The organism is Burkholderia sp. WSM2230, assembly GCF_000472445.1.
Lineage (GTDB): Bacteria > Pseudomonadota > Gammaproteobacteria > Burkholderiales > Burkholderiaceae > Paraburkholderia.
Genome location: NZ_AXAJ01000002.1, coordinates 367,108 through 381,438 on the forward strand (window position 1 = coordinate 367,108; position 14,331 = coordinate 381,438).

A 14,331-nucleotide genomic window follows, 5' to 3' on the forward strand; every position below is an offset into this window, starting at 1 on the left:
GGTTATCCTTCTTCGGTATCCTCACCGTAGAAGCGCACGATCATTTCTTCGACGAGAAACCGGTCTTTCGGCGCCAGCGACTGAATCTTCGAAGCCAGTTCGATCGTCTCCTGCGACGGCGGATATTTCTCGCCGCGCGCCATGGGTCTGGCGCTCGCGCCAGGCGAAGGTCCATAGTGGAGCCAATGCTCCTTGACGTTCAACCACTCGGCTAGCGTGCGGAGTTTGTCGGGCTTGGGAATCGTCGTGCCAGTCAGCCACTTGTGGGCGGTTTGCGGCGTGACCGGACGGTCGCCGCGATAGCGAAGATTGAACTGCTCGGCGAGCTTGGTCCCGCCGCGAATCTTCAGCGGCTCCAGGCTGTCCTTCAGCCTCCTGGCGAAGGCGGCTTTTTCTTTGGGGGTCGGCATGGGCCAGATTGTGCAATTCAGCGTCCTCCCAGTTGACAACTGAACAGGCTCATGTTTAGCGTATTTGAGATAGATTTAGCCTGAGCCGCCCAACGCATCGGCACTCCGGCGGGATGTCAAAATTTGCGAAATTTCCTTACTGGGCTTGAGCTTGGGCGATCCACCCTTCGCGCCGAATTTGGATTCGTCCTATTGGCGTAGTAACAATCCTAGCTTGATTAGGATCAATCTTAAGCGCGCCGCAAAAACCGCGCACGTACATGCGCAGGCGGATCGCCGCCAGGCTTGCCCCTAGCCCCGCGTTACAATGCCCAGCGCCGCGTGAAGCCCACGCGCCGCCCTGCTCCATTCTTCCGATTTCGCTGCCGCCTCTCACATGCTGACCACCGACTCCGATCCCATCGTTGCCATTGCCACTGCGCCCGGCCGGGGAGGCATCGGCGTGGTGCGGATTTCGTTCGGTCGCGCGGGCGAGGCTGCCGCGCAGCCGCTGATGCAGGCGCTCACCGGTCAGGCGCTCGCGGCTCGCCACGCGAGCTACGTGCCGTTTCTCGACGGCGGCGGCAACCCGCTCGATCGCGGCATCGCGCTGTACTTTCCCGCGCCGCATTCGTACACCGGCGAGCACGTGCTCGAGTTGCAAGGCCACGGCGGGCCGGTCGTGCTGCAGCTCGTGCTGCAACGTTGCATCGACGCCGGGCGCGCATTCGGTCTGCGGCTAGCCGAACCGGGTGAATTCACGCGCCGCGCGTTTCTGAACGACAAACTCGACCTCGCGCAAGCAGAAGCGGTCGCGGACCTCATCGAGGCGAGCACCGAGGCCGCTGCGCGCTCCGCGGGCCGTTCGCTCGACGGCGCGTTTTCGCGCGACATCCACACGTTGGTCGAGGAAGTTATCACGCTGCGCATGCTGGTCGAAGCCACGCTCGATTTCCCAGAAGAAGAGATCGACTTTCTCGAAGCCGCCGACGCCCGCGGCAAACTCGTGCGCATTCGCGAGCGCCTCGCGAGCGTGCTCGCCGAGGCCCGGCAAGGCGCGCTGTTGCGCGAGGGGCTCTCGGTGGTGCTCGCGGGGCAGCCGAATGTCGGCAAGTCGTCGCTGTTGAATGCGCTCGCGGGCGCGGAACTCGCCATCGTCACGCCGATTGCGGGCACCACGCGCGACAAGGTGGCGCAGACCATTCAGATTGAGGGCATTCCGCTTCATGTAATCGACACCGCCGGCCTGCGCGATACGGAAGACGAAGTCGAAAAAATCGGCATTGCGCGTACGTGGAGCGAGATCGAGAGGGCCGACGTGGTGCTGCATCTGCTCGACGCGCGCACCGGCATGACCGCCGAGGACGAAACCATCGCGAAGCGCTTTCCCGCCGGCGTGCCGGTCGTGCGCGTGCTGAACAAGACAGATCTGGTCGGCTTGCCGCCGCAGACGCGCGCGCTCGACGCCGATCTCGACCTCAGCGAAGTACGTTTGTCGGCGAAACAGGGCGACGGCGTGAGTCTACTGCGCGACGAGCTGCTGCGCATCGCCGGCTGGCAGGCTGGCGCGGAGAGCGTGTATCTTGCGCGCGAGCGTCATCTGATCGCATTGCGCGCGGCACAGGAACATCTTGCGACAGCCGCCGCCCATGCCGACCAGAACTCGCAGGCACTGGATCTGTTCGCCGAGGAACTGCGGCTTGCGCAGGATCAGCTCAACTCGATCACTGGCGAGTTCAGCTCGGATGATCTGCTCGGAGTGATTTTTAGCAGGTTTTGCATCGGCAAGTAGGGCGAGGCGTGAAGGACGCCTTCATCGCTTGACAAGCTTCGTAACCCGGGCCATCCGCGAATCTTAAGCACATCCCAGCGCTCAATGCTGTAGGCCATAAAAACCGCTAATGCTTGGTACACAAAGCCAGAAAGTTTAAACTCGCGCTGTCGCTTACGAGCCCTTCAAAGCATGCCCCGCCGAGCCGTCCCCCTCACCGAATCCCAAATCCGCGCGCTCGAACCGCGCGCCACCCGCTACAGCATCGCCGACGGCAACGGCCTCGTGATCGAGGTGATGACAACCGGCACGAAAGTCTGGCGCTTCCGCTATTCGCTGAACGGCAAGCGCCAGCCGCTCGCGACCATCGGCGATTACCGGATGATTTCGCTGCGCGTCGCGCGAGCCAAGGCGCAGAAGTACGCGGAGCTGGTCGCGCAAGGCATTTCTCCGGTCGCGAGCGCGCGCCGCGACCGCGGCGCCGAGGCGAAAGCCGACGTGCTGCGAGAAGCCGCCGAGCTCTACATGGCCACCGAAATGGCCGGCAAGTCCGCCGAATATCGCCGCACGACGCGGCGCGCGCTCGACAAGGACGTATTGCCCGCCATCGGCGGCCTGCCGGTGAAGAGCGTGACGGCAGAGCACGTCGTCGCCATTTGCGACAGCATCAAAAGCCGCGGCTCGCCGAAAATGGCGCTGCACACCCGCAACGTGATCAAGCGCCTCTACGAGTACCTGATCGCGCGGCAACTCGCGACGGCCAATCCGGCGGAGGTCGTGCCGGCCCGCTCCATCGCCACCTTCGAGAGCCGTACTCGCGTGCTGTCCGGCGACGAAATCGGCGCAATGCTGCATGCAATCGAAACATCGAGCATCCGCCGGCCGCTCAAAATCGCGCTGCATCTGCTTGTGCTGACCATGGTGCGCAAGTCGGACCTCGTGGAATCGACGTGGGACGAATTCGACCTCGACCACGCGTTGTGGCGAATCCCGGCCGCACGTCTGAAGCAGGAGGCCGACCAGTTGATCTACCTGCCGCAGCAAGCGGTGGCGATGCTGCGCGAGCTGCATCGCACGCGAGCGGCGACCAAGTTTGTCTTTCCGAGCGTGAGGGGCGACGACCAGCCCATCGCCAGGAGTACGCTCAACCAGGCGGTGAAGGCGCTCGGCCTCGCGGTCGAGCATTTCGTTCTGCACGACTTCCGGCGAACGGCGTCGACACATTTGCGTGAGATGGCGCAGCACGCACAAGAGGACAAAACCTCAGCGCGAACGCGACAAAGCGTGTCGCAAGCCGAGGCGCGAAGCGATGCGAACGAACAGCGGCGAATCGCGCAGCGCTGGGCGGACTATGTCGGCGCCCAGCTTGACGCAGCGCGGACAGGAGCAAGTGGCGGCGACTGAGCTTGCCCCAGGCTCGGAGCGCAGCGAGGGTATACTGCCGCGCTCCGATTTTAGGTACACAGGACTACAAGCCGGCTTTGCAAACCTTTGTACCTGCATTGAAAAACGATGCGTTCATAAGGTTACTAAAACACTGCATACCGCCCGGAAGCGCCACACCATGCCGCCGCTTCACACAGCACTTTTCTCCTGCAATCGATCGCCTACACTGGAGCAACGATGCAACCTTTCCAAGGAGGCTGCCATGTCCGAATCGTTGATCGCTTACCTGCTTGGGCCGACTGTCATGCTGCTGGTCGGCGCGGCAATCTGGGCCGCGTCCCGCTATCACCACAAGGCGGGGCCGCAGAAGCTCGAGCGCTGGCTCGATACGCATTACGCGGAGTGGCTGCATCACAGGCACTGAGCGGCAGCGCGAGGCGGCGCCTCAAATGAAAAGGCCGTCGCGGCGAGCGACGGCCTTTCTGTGTGCAGCGCGCCGTCATGACGCGCCCGCGGCTTACCACCTCGGTGCCGGGTCCGCATATTCGTATTGGCGCGGCGGCGCTTCACACGTCACATACGCGCGCTGGTACTGGTCATAGCAGTAGCCCGGCGGAGGACCAGAGTAAGCCGGCGCCGGTTGATACACCGGCTGCGCGTATACCGGTTGCGCGTAAACCGGCTGCTGATAGGCCACCGCCGGCGCCGGATTCAAAACCGAAGTCACCACCGCGCCCAGCACGGCGCCGCCGATCAGCGCGCCGACCAGATCGCCCCCGTCATGCCCATGAGCCGACGCTTGTCCCGCGACACCCAGGCTGCCCGCCATCACCAAAGCCACTGCTAACTTTTTCATTTTTCCGCTCCCGCCGTTGAGGCATGGAACGAATTGTCGGCCACGCGCGCAGAAATAGATGCTGCAAGTGGTAACGACACATTACCTCTGTAACTGCCGGAGTCCCGAGCATTGCCGACCTCTATTGCTATGGCCACCGTCGCCGCTCACCGGCCGGGAGTCAACATTGCCACGACGCGGCTTGCACCGGCGCATCACCGTGATACTTGCGGCGCGCGTCGGCCAGCAGCTGTTCCTCAATCGCGCCCTCGTCTACCAACGCTTTCAGCGCGGCGAGCGCAATAGCCTTGCGATCCACTTCGAAGAACCCGCGCAGTGCTGCACGCGTATCGCTGCGGCCGAACCCGTCCGTTCCGAGCGTCACGTAGCGGCGCGGCACGTACGCGCGGATCAACTCCGGCACGGCGCGCACATAATCCGTCGCGGCGACAATCGGCCCTTGCGAGTCGCCGAGCACGCGGGTCACGTAAGGCGCTTGTACCGACGGCTCCCCGTAACGTGCGAGCCGTTCCGCCGCCATCCCGTCGCGCTGCAATTCGCTGAAGCTCGTCACGCTCCACACGGCCGCGGCGATCTGCCAGTCGTCTTCGAGCATGCGCTGCGCCGCTATGACCTCGCCGAGAATCGCGCCGGCGCCGAGCAGTTGAACCTGCACCGCCGCCCTCTCCCCGGCGCTGGCGGAAAGCGCGTAAATGCCCTTGAGAATGCCCTCGCGCACGGCGCCAGGATCACCGCCCGGCGCGCCAGGCTGCGGGTAGTTCTCGTTCATCACCGTGACGTAATAGAACATGTCGCGCTGGCGCTCGGCCATCTCGCGCATGCCCTCGTCGACGATCACCGCGACTTCATAAGCGAACGCGGGATCGTACGCGCGGCAATTCGGAATGGTTGATGCCGCCAGATGGCTCGTGCCGTCCTGATGCTGCAAGCCCTCGCCGCCGAGCGTCGTCTTGCCCGACGTCGCGCCGATCAGAAAGCCGCGAGCGCGCTGATCCGCCGCCGCCCAGATCAGGTCGCCGATACGCTGAAAACCGAACATCGAGTAGTAGATATAGAACGGCAGCATCGGCAGGTTGTGCACGCTGTAGGAAGTGGCGGCCGCGATCCACGACGACACCGCGCCCGCTTCCGAAATGCCCTCCTCCAGGATCTGGCCTTGCGTGTCTTCGCGGTAGTACAGCATCGAGCCGAGATCCTCGGGCTCGTACAACTGGCCAAGCGGCGAATAAATGCCGACCTGGCGGAACATGTTGGCCATGCCGAAGGTGCGCGCTTCGTCCGCGACGATCGGAACGATGCGCGGGCCCACTGCGGCGTCTTTCAGCAGCGCCGTCAACATGCGCACGAGCGCCATCGTCGTGGACATCTCGCGGCCGTTGGATTCAAGCGCGAATTGGCTCCAGGAGGACATCGGAGGGACGATCAGCCCCTCCGATGCAACTCTCCGCCTTCTGGGCAGATAGCCTCCGAGAGCAGCCCGGCGAGCATGCAGGTATTGCATTTCCGGGCTGTCTTGCGCGGGTTTGTAGAACTTCAACTGTTCGACGTCGGCATCGGTCAGCGGCAGGCGGAAGCGGTCGCGAAACGCCTTGAGGTCGTCGTAATCGAGCTTCTTCTGCTGATGCGTGGTCATGCGGCCCTGCCCGGCCGTGCCCATGCCGAAGCCCTTCATTGTCTTGGCGAGAATCACGGTCGGCTGGCCACGGTGCGCCAGCGCCTTCGCGTAAGCGGCGTGCAGTTTGCGCACGTCGTGGCCGCCGCGCCGCAAGCGGTCGATGTCCTCGTCGCTCAATTGGGCGGCGAGCGCCGCCAGCTCGGCGTTCTGGCCGAAGAAGCGCTCGCGGTTGTACGCGCCGTCGTTGGCCGAGAAAGTCTGGAACTGACCGTCGACGGTATGCGCGAACGCGCGCAGCAATGCGCCGCTGCGGTCGCGCGCAAAGAGTGCGTCCCAGTCCGAGCCCCAGATCACCTTGATCACGTTCCAGCCGGCGCCAGTAAAGTGCGCCTCGAGTTCGTCGATGATGCGGCCGTTGCTGCGCACGGGCCCGTCCAGACGCTGCAAGTTGCAGTTGATCACGAACACGAGATTGTCGAGCCCTTCGCGCGCGGCCAGCGACAAAGCGCCAGTCGACTCGGGCTCGTCCATCTCGCCGTCGCCGAAAAAGCCCCACACTTTGCGCCCTTCCGTTTGGGCGAGGCCGCGATTGGCGAGGTAGCGCATGAAGCGCGCCTGGTAGATCGCGTTGATCGGGCCAATGCCCATCGAGCCGGTGGGGAACTGCCAGAAATCCGGCATCAGCCACGGATGCGGATACGAACACAGGCCCGGTCCGCCGATCTCCCGGCGGTAATGCTGCAGGTTCTCCTCGGAGAGAAAGCCTTCCAGATACGCGCGCGCATACACACCAGGCGACGAGTGCGGCTGGAAGTACACGAGATCGCCCGTACCCTCGCCTGCCTGCTCGCCCGCGCCGGGCGCCGACGCGCGAAAGAAATGGTTGAAGCCGACCTCGAACAGATCCGCCGCCGAAGCGTAGCTCGCGATATGCCCGCCGAGTTCGCCATACGCCTTATTCGCGCGCACCACCATTGCGAGCGCGTTCCAGCGCAGCGCGGCCGCAAGCCGTTCTTCGAGCTTCAGATTGCCCGGATAGCGCGGCTGGTCTTCCGCGGCGATCGTATTGCGGTATGGCGTGACGTTGCTGCGCGCCGACTCGACGCCAAGCGCGACGGCGTGGCTCGCCAGCCTGTCGAACAGAAACTGCGCGCGCTCGCGGCCCACGTGTTCGACGACGGCGTCGAGCGCCTCCAGCCACTCGGCGGTTTCTTGCGGATCGGCGTCCACCGCGTCGGCCCGCTCACCGCCGAGAGACCGCAACCGCTCGTTACCGCTGGACAAATCCGTCATGGCACCACTCCCGCATCGACACGTTCGGCTCAGGATCGAGTGAGTCAATGGTACTTGCGGGTTCACAAAATGAGCGTCTCATTTGCTTGCGATCTCGGGCTGCGATAGGCTATTTGTTCCGGATTTCGCATCGCTCACGGAATATTTCATCTATGACCACGCCACCCAGACGGCTCGACCGCATCGACATCGGCATCCTGAGCCAGTTGCAGCAGAACGCGCGCATCACCAATGCCGACCTGGCGCGGTCCGTGAATCTGTCGCCCACGCCGTGCTTCAACCGCGTGCGCGCGCTCGAAAAGCTCGGCCTCTTCAAACAGCAGGTCACGCTGCTGAATCCGGAACCGCTCGGGCTGCGCATCAACGTGTTCATTCAGGTGAGTCTGGAAAAACAGGTGGAAGACGCGCTGCTGCGCTTCGAGCAGGCGATTTCGGAGCGCCCCGAGGTAATGGAGTGCTATCTGATGACGGGCGACGCCGACTATCTGCTGCGCGTGGTGATGCCGGACATGCAGACGCTGGAACGCTTTATCGTCGATCATTTGACGAAGATTCCCGGCATTTCCAATATCCGTTCGAGTTTCGCGCTCAAGCAGGTGCGCTACAAGACCGCGCTGCCGCTGCCGGCGTCGGGATTGACGCTGACGGATCCGGACGATGTCGCGACCGACTGGCGCTAACGCCGAAACGGCGGCTCGCCTGCGCGCGAAGCAAAACCGCAATGACCATCTGGAGAAAAAGGCAATGAATTACGACGACAGCAACCCGTTTGCGAAGATTCTGCGTGGCGAACTACCGTGCATCAAAGTCGCGGAAAACGATGCGGCTCTCGCCTTCATGGACCTGATGCCGCAAGCCGACGGTCACTTGCTCGTCGTGCCGAAGGAAGCCGCCGCGGAAATTTTCGACCTGTCGGACGCGGCGACGGTCGCGTGCATGCGCATGACGCAGAAGCTCGCCATCGCTGTGCGCGCGGCGTTGCGTCCGGACGGCGTGTTCATCGGTCAGTTCAACGGCGCGGCGGCGGGCCAGACGGTGCCGCATGTGCACTTCCATGTGATTCCGCGCTGGGAAGGTCAGCCGCTACGCATGCATGCGCGTGATGTCGCCGACGCGGACACATTGGAAGCGCTCGCCAAACGCATTCGCGCGCAATGGCGCGCGGATTGACGGGTCGCGCATCTCAGGCGCCCGTGTGCCGCGCATTTGCTCCTTGACGAAGCCGCACGCACACCACTTACTTACAGCCTATGCCGCGACCGCCGCAGCGGATGACGCCAGTCGAGCCGCCGCGGCTTTGCGTGCATGGGCCGCATGTCGTGCAAATGGCGGTGCTCCTGCCACAATTCGTCGGAAAAAAGAAACGCGACGATGATTAGCGGAAGAACAAGAAAAACGCCCAGGATCACGTTCTCGATCACGGTAGCCTCCGTTTGCACGAGCATTGAACTTATTCTAGAGCAGCGCACGTACCAGCACTAACGGCCACTGCCGTTAAGTCCGGCACACAATGCGAAGCGACAGCTGGCATTGTTTATTTTCTGCATTTGCAGCGTTATTGCGCTTCCCGCCTGGCGTTACACGAACGACTTTGTGTGCAATGCACCAAGCGCGCTTTATCGATGTATTAAATCGCTTAAATCGGATACCGCGTTTACGCTAATACAGGCCGCAAAGCTTTACCGGTTAAAGCACTGCGCGGCACGCATCGTTTAGTTATCCGTCGTAGTTCCCCTGCTTTTCGGTGCTGCCTAAGGTTTAGGCACGTGCGGCGCGCGGTGCGACAATTCGCCGCTGTTGCAACCGCACACAAGATGTGCTTGTTGTTCTTCGCGGTTCTCCTAAAGTGCAATGTGCGGGTTAGACGATGGAGTTAAATACATAGCTAACCTGAGCATTTGGCCCGCACCGGAGGAACCTATGAAAACTCGACTCGCCCTTGTTTTCGCCATTGCAAGTCTGGCTGCCGCAACGACCGTTCAGGCGCAAGACGTCGTGATCAAGCCGCAGCAAACCATTCAGTTCAAGGCCAACGCATACGGCTGTCTGTCCAAGGACAAGCTGGACGCCGTCAATCAGCATGCGCAGGCCGGTGAACAGCAGAAAATGCAGGAGTTCTTTTCCGGATACCAGTGCGTTTCCACGCCGGAGAATTCGAGCTTCCGCGTCGTGCGCGTGGTCGGCCACGATTTCGAGTTCGTGAATGCCGGCAATAGCGACACGCAAGGCCTTTGGGCGAACGATCGATTCATTAAGCAATAAACCTTGTAGCACTGGATGCGGTGACATTCCGGCAAAAGCGCCGGAACGTTATGGCGCATTAGCGAATTCTCTGGCTTTAAAAAGCCGGAGACGGTGAGCTTGCAATTAAAAAATCGGCTGGGCACTGTTAATGTGTCAAGCCGATTTTTATTTTTCTCACACTCGAGTACGCAGCGAGATAAAAAAGCCGATGCGGCATGTCACCCGCATCGGCAGTACGCCTTCTCGCAAAGCGCAGAAAACACCGTTTATTTCGTCGATCCGCTCGCGCCGTTCAATGGGAATCCCGTGGCACCGGCGCGCCGCTCGAGCCGACGAGGAAGTCGAGGTCCGCGCCCTGGTCGGCCTGCAGCACGTGCTCCACATAGAGCTTGTAATAGCCGCGCTTGGGCGACTCGGGCGCCTGCCATGCGGCGCGCCGGCGCGCGAGTTCCTCGTCGCTGACTTCCAGGTGCAGGCGCCGGGCTTCCGCGTCCAGCTCGATCATGTCCCCGGTCTGGACGAGCGCAAGCGGGCCGCCCGCAGCCGCTTCCGGCGACACGTGTAGCACCACCGCGCCGTACGCCGTGCCGCTCATGCGTCCATCGGAAATGCGCACCATGTCCGTAATGCCTTTTTGCAGCACCTTCTTCGGCAACGGCATGTTGCCCACTTCCGCAAAGCCCGGATAACCCTTCGGCCCCGCGCCCTTGAGCACCATGATGCAGTTTTCGTCGATGTCGAGCGACTCGTCGTCGATCTTCGCGTGCAGTTCCTCGATGTTCTCGAACACCACGGCGCGGCCGCGATGCTTGAGCAGTTCCGCAGTCGCCGCCGACGGCTTGATCACCGCGCCGTTCGGCGCCAGATTACCTTTGAGCACCGCAATGCCCGCCTTCGGCTTGAACGGCTCCTCAAACCTGGTAATGACCTTTTCGTCGTAATTCTGCGCGTTGCGCACGTTGTCCCAGATGGTCTTGCCGTTCACCGTAAGCGCCTCGCGATGCAGGAGACCTTGCTCGCCGAGTTGCTTCAGCACTGCCGGCAAACCGCCAGCGTAGTAGAAGTCTTCCATCAGGTATTCGCCCGACGGCTGCAAGTTCACGAGACACGGCACGTTCGAGCCAAGCTCCCAGTCTTCCAGCGAGAGCTCCACGCCAATGCGCTTTGCCAGCGCGATCAGATGCACGACCGCGTTCGTCGAGCCGCCAATCGCCGCGTTCGTGCGAATCGCGTTTTCGAATGCCTGGCGCGTGAGGATCTTGTCCATCGTCAGATCTTCGCGAACCATGTCGACAATGCGCCGGCCGGCCAGATGCGCGAGCACCTGACGGCGCGCGTCGACCGCGGGAATCGCCGCATTGTGCGGCAAGCCAATGCCGAGCGATTCGACCATCGAGGCCATCGTCGAAGCGGTGCCCATCGTCATGCAATGGCCGCGCGAGCGGTTCATGCACGACTCGGCTTCGGTGAATTCCTCCTGCGTCATCGTGCCGGCGCGCACTTCCTCGGACATCTGCCAGACGCCCGTGCCCGAGCCGATATGCTTGCCGCGAAAGCGCCCGTTCAACATCGGTCCGCCCGACACCGCGAGCGCCGGCAGATTGCACGACGCCGCGCCCATCAGCAGCGCGGGCGTGGTCTTGTCGCAGCCGACCAGCAGAATCACGCCGTCCATCGGATTGCCGCGGATCGACTCCTCGACGTCCATCGAAGCGAGGTTGCGAAACAGCATCGCAGTCGGCCGCAGATTCGTTTCGCCAAGCGACATCACCGGAAACTCCAGCGGCAGGCCGCCTGCCTCGTGCACGCCTTTTTTCACATACTCGGCGAGTTCGCGGAAATGCGCGTTGCAAGGCGTGAGTTCCGACCACGTATTGCAGATGCCGATAACCGGGCGTCCGTCGAATTCGTCGTGCGGGATGCCCTGGTTTTTCATCCACGAGCGATGCAGAAAACCGTCGCGGTCCTTGAGGCCGAACCACGCCTGGCTGCGCAGCGGCTTTTTAGTCTGATTGGAATCAGCCATGAAATCTCCTGTTGGCAAACGTGTAGAGCGGGGCGCCGGTCAGTGCACGCGCTTGCTGCGGCGGAACTGGTCGAACAGCACCGCAAGCAGCAGAATCCCGCCGCGAATCAGGTATTGATAGAAAGTCGGCACGTTCATCAGGCTCATTGCGTCCTGCACCGAGCCCATGATCAGCACGCCCACCAGCACGCCGGAAATCGTCGCGACGCCGCCCGTCAGCGACACGCCGCCGAGCACGCACGCGGAAATCACGCCGAGCTCCAGGCCGACCGAGGTTTTCGGATCGCCGAGACTCATACGCGACGCAAGCATCACGCCCGCAAATCCGGTCACGAGACCTTGCAGCACGAACACCGTGATCTTGATGCGCGTGACCGGCAGACCCGCGAGCAGCGCCGCCTCGCTATTGCCGCCGACGGCCAGCACGTTCTTGCCGAACACGGTTTTCTTCAGCAAAAAACCGAACAGCACGAAGCCGACGATGTTGCTCCAGATCGGATACGAAATGCCGAGGAACGAGCCGCCGCCGAGGTCGAAGAACCGTTCCTCCGAGATCATCACCGCGTCGCCGCTCGACGTGATGTAGGCGAGGCCACGCACGACTTCCATCATCGCGAGCGTGACGATCAGCGAGTTGATCTTGTAGCGCGCGACCAGCACGCCGTTCACGAGCCCGACCACGCCGCCCGCGAGCACGCCGGCGGCCACGCCGAGCAGCACGCTATGCGTCGCCGTGATCAGCGTCGACGCCACGACGCCCGCAAAAGCCACGATGGATGCGACCGACAAATCGACTTCGCCGAGCGCGAGCACGAACATCATCGTCACCGAGATCGAGCCGATGAGCGTGACGGAAAGCAGCAAGCCCTGAATGTTTCGCGAGCTCAGGAAGTCCGGCACGGTAAACGACAGCACCGCGAACAGAATGACGAACACCATCACGATGCCGGACTTGTTGATCAGATCCCACGTGCGCGCGGCGCGCGCACTGAAGCCCGCGGATGCGACGGCTGGCGTGGACGATTCGGTTGAAGGTGTGTTCATGATGTGTGTTCCGTTTCAATGCCGTTTTGGGTTCTACGGCGCGATTCAGTTGCCTGTATGACGAGAACGTGTGAAGTCAGCGGGGCAGGGCGAGCTTGATGAGCGCATCGGGCGTGGCCTGCGCTTTCGGCAGATCGCCCACAAGGCATCCTTCCTTCATCACGATCACGCGATCCGCCACGCCGATCACTTCCGCCAGATCGCTCGACACGACGATCACCGTGCGGCCCGCTTCGGCAAGCCCATACAACAGACCGTAAATTTCGCTGCGCGCGCCGACGTCGATGCCGCGCGTGGGCTCGTCCATCAGAAACACATCGATCTCTTCCGCTAGCCAGCGCGACAGAATCACCTTCTGCTGATTTCCGCCTGAGAGCGTGCCGATCGGCGTCTCGCCATTGCGCGTCTTGATAGCGAGCTTGCCGATGAACTCCTTCGCGGTCTGCGCTTCCTTGCGGCCGTTGAGCACGTTAAAGCGGCTGAAATGGCGGCGGCAACTGATATTGAGGTTGTCCGACACCGAAGCGATCGAGACAATGCCTTCCTGTTTGCGATCTTCAGGACACAACGCGACACCCGCGCGCACCGCGTCGCGCGGTGTGGCGAAACGCACCGGCTTGCCTTTGAGCGTGATCTCGCCGGCCGTCGGCTTCACCGCGCCGTAAATGAGCTTCATCAACTCGGAACGCCCCGCGCCCACGAGCCCGAAGAAGCCGACAATCTCGCCCTTGCGCGCGGAAAAGGTGGCGGGTTCGCGCAGCCCCGGACCCATGAGTCCCTTGACGCTGAGTTGCGCGTCGCCGAGTTCGCGCGTGCGATAGCCATACACGTCGGCAATCGAGCGGCCCACCATGCAGCTGATCAGGCGGTCGCGGTCGAGCCCGGCGCACGCGTCGAAGGTGTCGATGCGGCGGCCGTCGCGGAACACGGTCACGCGGTCGCACAACTCGTAGACCTCGTCCATGCGATGCGTGACGTAGATGATCGCGCGGCCTTCGGCCCGCAACGCGCGGATAATCCGGAACAGCTGCGTGGTCTCGCGCGACGACAGCGAACTGGTCGGTTCGTCGAATGCAATCACGCGCGCGTCGCGCATCAGCGCCTTGCCGATTTCGATCATCTGCCGCTGACCGATCGACAGATTTTTCACCTGCTGCGACGGATCGATCTTTTCGCCGAGCCGTTCGAGCTCACGCAGCGCGCGCGCCACCAGCGCCTTTTCGTCCAGTACACCGAAGCGATTCGGCAACGCGCCCAGCATCAGGTTTTCCGCGACCGTCAGTTCCGGAACCAGATGCAGTTCCTGATAGATGATCGCGACGCCCGCTGCAATCGCCGCCTTCGTCGTCGTGAACTGCTGCTCGACGCCGCCGAGCGATAACGTGCCCGCGGCCGGCTGATTCACGCCGGACAGCACCTTGAGCAGCGTTGATTTGCCGGCGCCGTTCTCGCCCATCAACCCGTGCACTTCGCGGCGCCGCACTTCCAGCGACACCTGGTCGAGCGCGAGCACGCCGGGAAAGCGCACGGTGATGCCTTCCAGTTGCAGATACGGCTCTACGGAAGCGAGCGAAGGCGAGGGCGCCTGGACCGGCTCAGCATCGCCGCCGGAAGACGCAGTGTGTGAGGACATCATCAAAAAAACCTCAGTGGTGGACAACCTGTGCGGGCCGCTCCCGCTTCACGCGAGAGACGGAATGCGGAATA

At 62.6% G+C, this 14,331-nt stretch carries 13 protein-coding genes; 6 read left to right on the plus strand and 7 right to left on the minus strand.

The window, feature by feature from the left end; translation table 11 throughout:
* Positions 1 to 2: 2 nt before the first annotated feature.
* Complete coding sequence (locus A3AC_RS0107160) at positions 3 to 410, minus strand: transcriptional regulator (RefSeq protein WP_025598094.1); 408 nt, start codon at positions 408 to 410, stop codon at positions 3 to 5.
* A 376-nt stretch (positions 411 to 786) separates the two neighbouring features.
* Here A3AC_RS0107160 and mnmE point away from each other — a divergent pair, with 376 nt between their 5' ends.
* From mnmE to A3AC_RS30630, 3 genes are all read left to right on the plus strand, one after another.
* The gene (gene mnmE / locus A3AC_RS0107165) at positions 787 to 2,181 is read left to right on the plus strand and encodes a tRNA uridine-5-carboxymethylaminomethyl(34) synthesis GTPase MnmE (RefSeq protein ID WP_025598095.1); all 1,395 of its coding nucleotides are present in this window, start codon (positions 787 to 789) and stop codon (positions 2,179 to 2,181) included.
* Between the two features lie 171 nt (positions 2,182 to 2,352).
* Entirely contained in the window at positions 2,353 to 3,564 is a 1,212-nt protein-coding gene (locus A3AC_RS0107170) for a tyrosine-type recombinase/integrase (RefSeq protein ID WP_025598096.1), read from the plus strand.
* Between the two features lie 244 nt (positions 3,565 to 3,808).
* Entirely contained in the window at positions 3,809 to 3,970 is a 162-nt protein-coding gene (locus A3AC_RS30630; protein WP_198017974.1) for a hypothetical protein, read from the plus strand.
* 93 nt (positions 3,971 to 4,063) lie between these two features.
* Here the strand turns inward: A3AC_RS30630 and A3AC_RS0107180 are convergent, their stop codons facing one another.
* Together A3AC_RS0107180 and mdeB are read right to left on the minus strand one after the other, a co-directional pair.
* Positions 4,064 to 4,402: a hypothetical protein gene (locus A3AC_RS0107180; protein WP_025598097.1), complete on the minus strand. Its 339-nt coding sequence runs from the start codon at positions 4,400 to 4,402 to the stop codon at positions 4,064 to 4,066.
* A 160-nt stretch (positions 4,403 to 4,562) separates the two neighbouring features.
* Positions 4,563 to 7,310 carry an alpha-ketoglutarate dehydrogenase gene (gene mdeB, locus A3AC_RS0107185; protein ID WP_025598098.1) on the minus strand — a complete coding sequence of 916 codons (2,748 nt, stop codon included), beginning with the start codon at positions 7,308 to 7,310 and terminating at the stop codon, positions 4,563 to 4,565.
* 152 nt (positions 7,311 to 7,462) lie between these two features.
* On the opposite strand from mdeB, the gene A3AC_RS0107190 reads away from it, so the two are divergent.
* Positions 7,463 to 7,990 (plus strand): Lrp/AsnC family transcriptional regulator, encoded by a 528-nt coding sequence (locus A3AC_RS0107190; RefSeq protein ID WP_025598099.1) that lies wholly within the window; start codon positions 7,463 to 7,465, stop codon positions 7,988 to 7,990.
* A 64-nt stretch (positions 7,991 to 8,054) separates the two neighbouring features.
* On the plus strand, positions 8,055 to 8,480 hold the full coding sequence (locus tag A3AC_RS0107195; protein WP_025598100.1) for an HIT family protein: 426 nt from the start codon (positions 8,055 to 8,057) through the stop codon (positions 8,478 to 8,480).
* 71 nt (positions 8,481 to 8,551) lie between these two features.
* Here the strand turns inward: A3AC_RS0107195 and A3AC_RS0107200 are convergent, their stop codons facing one another.
* Positions 8,552 to 8,731, minus strand: a complete 180-nt coding sequence (locus tag A3AC_RS0107200; RefSeq protein ID WP_025598101.1) for a hypothetical protein — start codon at positions 8,729 to 8,731, stop codon at positions 8,552 to 8,554.
* A gap of 499 nt (positions 8,732 to 9,230) precedes the next feature.
* Between A3AC_RS0107200 and sap1 the strand changes: the two genes are divergently transcribed.
* Positions 9,231 to 9,572, plus strand: coding sequence for a surface attachment protein Sap1 (sap1, locus tag A3AC_RS0107205; RefSeq protein ID WP_025598102.1), 342 nt, complete (start codon positions 9,231 to 9,233; stop codon positions 9,570 to 9,572).
* 274 nt (positions 9,573 to 9,846) lie between these two features.
* On the opposite strand, the gene A3AC_RS0107210 is transcribed toward sap1, so the two are convergent.
* The 3 genes from A3AC_RS0107210 to araG form a co-directional block, all read right to left on the minus strand.
* Positions 9,847 to 11,580, minus strand: coding sequence for an IlvD/Edd family dehydratase (locus A3AC_RS0107210; RefSeq protein WP_025598103.1), 1,734 nt, complete (start codon positions 11,578 to 11,580; stop codon positions 9,847 to 9,849).
* Between the two features lie 39 nt (positions 11,581 to 11,619).
* Positions 11,620 to 12,624, minus strand: a complete 1,005-nt coding sequence (gene araH, locus A3AC_RS0107215; protein WP_025598104.1) for an L-arabinose ABC transporter permease AraH — start codon at positions 12,622 to 12,624, stop codon at positions 11,620 to 11,622.
* Between the two features lie 76 nt (positions 12,625 to 12,700).
* Positions 12,701 to 14,260: an L-arabinose ABC transporter ATP-binding protein AraG gene (gene araG, locus A3AC_RS0107220; protein WP_025598105.1), complete on the minus strand. Its 1,560-nt coding sequence runs from the start codon at positions 14,258 to 14,260 to the stop codon at positions 12,701 to 12,703.
* Positions 14,261 to 14,331: the final 71 nt, after the last annotated feature.

Bases quoted from the DNA above. Each gene is read 5' to 3' on its own strand.
- A3AC_RS0107195 (WP_025598100.1), top strand. From the start codon at position 8,055: ATGAATTACGACGACAGCAACCCGTTTGCGAAGATTCTGCGTGGCGAA.
- A3AC_RS0107160 (WP_025598094.1), bottom strand. From the start codon at position 410: ATGCCGACCCCCAAAGAAAAAGCCGCCTTCGCCAGGAGGCTGAAGGAC.
- sap1 (WP_025598102.1), top strand. From the start codon at position 9,231: ATGAAAACTCGACTCGCCCTTGTTTTCGCCATTGCAAGTCTGGCTGCC.
- mnmE (WP_025598095.1), top strand. From the start codon at position 787: ATGCTGACCACCGACTCCGATCCCATCGTTGCCATTGCCACTGCGCCC.
- A3AC_RS0107190 (WP_025598099.1), top strand. From the start codon at position 7,463: ATGACCACGCCACCCAGACGGCTCGACCGCATCGACATCGGCATCCTG.
- A3AC_RS30630 (WP_198017974.1), top strand. From the start codon at position 3,809: ATGTCCGAATCGTTGATCGCTTACCTGCTTGGGCCGACTGTCATGCTG.
- A3AC_RS0107170 (WP_025598096.1), top strand. From the start codon at position 2,353: ATGCCCCGCCGAGCCGTCCCCCTCACCGAATCCCAAATCCGCGCGCTC.
- mdeB (WP_025598098.1), bottom strand. From the start codon at position 7,310: ATGACGGATTTGTCCAGCGGTAACGAGCGGTTGCGGTCTCTCGGCGGT.
- araG (WP_025598105.1), bottom strand. From the start codon at position 14,260: ATGATGTCCTCACACACTGCGTCTTCCGGCGGCGATGCTGAGCCGGTC.
- araH (WP_025598104.1), bottom strand. From the start codon at position 12,624: ATGAACACACCTTCAACCGAATCGTCCACGCCAGCCGTCGCATCCGCG.
- A3AC_RS0107180 (WP_025598097.1), bottom strand. From the start codon at position 4,402: ATGAAAAAGTTAGCAGTGGCTTTGGTGATGGCGGGCAGCCTGGGTGTC.
- A3AC_RS0107210 (WP_025598103.1), bottom strand. From the start codon at position 11,580: ATGGCTGATTCCAATCAGACTAAAAAGCCGCTGCGCAGCCAGGCGTGG.